This is a genomic window from Okeania sp., from assembly GCF_983059655.1.
In genome coordinates this window covers 1-2,203 of sequence record NZ_CEZPJD010001068.1, presented here as the reverse complement: position 1 = coordinate 2,203, position 2,203 = coordinate 1, and the positions used below count along the sequence as shown (strand labels likewise).

Sequence of the window (2,203 nt, the reverse complement as noted above, 5' to 3'; positions counted from 1 at the left end):
ACCTCAATAATATAACCCAGAGATTGAAGTGCTTCAGCAATTTCATCCAAATACCATTGATTCCGATAAAGCAAACCTCTTACATTTTCAAATAACCAAATTTCCGGCTTTAATCTTGCCACAGCATTAATAAAAATAGGAAAACCATCTCGCGAATCTTTCAAACCTTTTTGCTTTCCCCCAACACTAAAAGGTTGACAAGGAGGACCGCCAATTATTACATTTGCCGGAGGTAATTCTGTTTCAGAAGAAAGAGTAATTGTAGTGCAATTACCTTTGAGATTTTTATTATAAGTTGCACAACAATCAGCATCCATTTCAAAACCATAAGTTTCAAATCCCTGGGCTTCAAAACCTAGAGATAAACCACCACATCCAGCAAATAGATCGATAACTAAATTAGTTCGATTAACAGATGTTTTAAGTAAATTATTAATTTTTTCTATGTAATTCATAACTATGTTATGCGAGTTATTAGAATGCTTGTATAGAATACATAGGCAAAATTAGAAAAAAAGGGTTAATTTTTTTGATTTGTATACCAAAGCGGACTTCAGATACGAGTTATTAACTCATCGCAGCGAAGGAAGAATTAGTCTCCAAGGAGAATAAAGTTTATGTTTGCTTCCGCATTCCGTACCGAAAGAAAAAGCTGATCAGCAAACCTTAGTAAGTCCTGTACTTTCATATATCTGAACGTTTAAAATGTAAGTGCTATAAGACCAATAAATAACTTTAAACTTGAAATTTTTCTTAAAAATCTAAATCTGCCTTCCTCCTATAGTATCAGATATGAGATTTGCCAAATTGAATAAAAAGCATTATATACTTAATAAGTCAATTTATGATTAAACAATAAATAATTAACAATGTCAGAAAATCAGCAAGAAATTTGCCCAGTCTGTCTAGTTAAAATAGTAGGTGGAGATCGAGTTTTATTTTCTTCTGGACCACCTGGTACTAAAGCAAAGTTATGGGCTCGTGTTTGTCAGTATGCTCAAAAACAGGGTTGTATAAATCAAGATTTAGATGAAGTTGGAAATGTCAAATCTGAAGATTACTATAACCCTGAAATTTCCTAGCATTCTTTCATTTTTTCTTCTAACTTCCTTGTTCTTTAGAGAATAGTTAAAATAGAGGCCATTATTAAGGGAAAACTATTACTTGCTTGATTAACATCTCAAGGCTAAATATGTTACCAAAAATATATAGGGTTCATTCATGGATAATTGATAATGGATAATTGATAATTACCTCTCCCTAAAAGGGAAAGGATTGACAAATAAGGAAAAAATTTATTTTTTTCCCCTTAATAAGGGGAGGCTTTTAACCCTAATTGTTTAATCATTTAATTATTAATTGTTCGGTAAATACAGAAAGGGAAAACTTCTTTACAGTTCATCAAACTTACTCATAACTGTAGTTATTTTGTGGTTTTAAAAACATGGCAAAAACAGCCTGATAAATTTTTAGGAAAACCAAAGATTTCTGAATATAAACATAAATCAAAAGGCAGAAATATTCTGCTCTATCTACCTATCTAGATGAATCAATTTACAAAAAAAACTTAAAAAAGGAATTTGTCATCTGTCGATGAGTGAAATAAAAATTCTCACTTCACAGACAGAAGCAATAGAGGCAATAATCGTGCCAAAAAGCAACTGCTATAGAATAGAAATAGTCTATGAAAAATGCGGAGGAAACAATAGAAAATCAACAAGTAGCAGGAGTAGATTTAGGAGTAAATAATTTAATAGCTGTAACTATAAATCAAACAATAGTTGCACTCTTTTGATTAAAGCCAGACTATTAAAAGCCATTAACACCTTATATAATGAAAAGCGCTCTATTTTACAATTTCAATTAAAAACCGAGCATAATCAAGATAATTCTCATCGGTTAAAAAAATTAACTCACAAACGAAATTGTTGAGTAGAAAATTATCTCCATATAGCAAGTAAAAGAGTAATAGATTGGTGTGCAAATCATGAAATATGAACCTTAGTTATTGGGTATAATAAAACTTGTAAACAAGAGATAAAATTAAGGGTAAATAACAATAAACAATTCTCTGAATATCCCTAATTATTGCTAAATCAATAGATATGTTAACATGTAAAGCCAAACTAAAAGGAATAAAAGTAATAGTTATATAGCAATATGATTTGAGTTGTGAGATATTGGAAATTTTTAGGTATGGAGG

The 2,203-nt window shown here is 30.4% G+C and carries 3 protein-coding genes; 1 reads left to right on the top strand and 2 read right to left on the bottom strand.

The window, feature by feature from the left end; all coding sequences use genetic code 11:
- Positions 1-455 (bottom strand): DNA cytosine methyltransferase (locus AC3DU7_RS31830; RefSeq protein ID WP_488043227.1); only part of this gene is annotated, 455 nt, incomplete at its 3' end.
- 414 nt (positions 456-869) lie between these two features.
- On the opposite strand from AC3DU7_RS31830, the gene nblD reads away from it, so the two are divergent.
- Positions 870-1,082 (top strand): NblD family protein, encoded by a 213-nt coding sequence (nblD, locus tag AC3DU7_RS31825; RefSeq protein ID WP_488043226.1) that lies wholly within the window; start codon positions 870-872, stop codon positions 1,080-1,082.
- Between the two features lie 923 nt (positions 1,083-2,005).
- Here nblD and AC3DU7_RS31820 read toward each other — a convergent pair.
- On the bottom strand, positions 2,006-2,203 hold a 198-nt coding region (locus AC3DU7_RS31820; protein ID WP_488043225.1), incomplete at its 5' end, for a hypothetical protein.